The sequence below is a fragment of the Blautia sp. AF19-13LB genome, assembly GCF_003479105.1.
Classification (GTDB): Bacteria; Bacillota; Clostridia; order Lachnospirales; family Lachnospiraceae; genus Fusicatenibacter; species Fusicatenibacter saccharivorans.
In genome coordinates this window covers 1-542 of the sequence record NZ_QUGO01000026.1, presented here as the reverse complement: position 1 = coordinate 542, position 542 = coordinate 1, and the positions used below count along the sequence as shown (strand labels likewise).

General features: G+C 53.1%; 1 protein-coding gene. It reads left to right on the top strand.

Features of this window, described 5'->3' with window-relative positions; all coding sequences use genetic code 11:
• Positions 1-27: 27 nt before the first annotated feature.
• The coding region (locus tag DWX32_RS17425; RefSeq protein WP_158579612.1) for a recombinase family protein at positions 28-542 on the top strand (515 nt) is incomplete at its 3' end.

Here is a 542-nt window from a genome sequence, read left to right as displayed (position 1 = left end):
AGCATTTTTGTTTCAGGAGGTACAGCCATGAGAAATGAAAAAATTACCCCACTGTACGAGCGCCTGAGCCGGGACGATGAGTTACAGGGCGAGAGCAATTCCATATCCAACCAAAAGCAGATGTTAGAGGATTTTGCCCGCCGGAACGGGCTGCCCAACCCTACGCACTTTACCGATGATGGTATCTCCGGCACCCGTTTTGACCGCCCCGGATTTCTGGCGATGATGGAGGAAGTCGAGGCCGGACGGGTGGAGGCCATTGTTATCAAAGACATGAGCCGCCTGGGGCGCGATTATCTGAAAGTCGGCCAGGTCATGGAGATTTTGCGGCAGCGCGGCGTCCGGCTGATCGCCATCAACGACGGTGTGGACAGTCTGAAAGGCGATGACGATTTTACGCCCTTCCGTAACATTATGAATGAATTTTACGCCCGTGATACCAGCCGGAAAATCCGCTCTGTGTTTAAGTCAAAAGGCATGAGTGGCAAGCACCTGACCGGCACTGTGATTTACGGCTACTTATGGGACGAAAAACGGGAGCA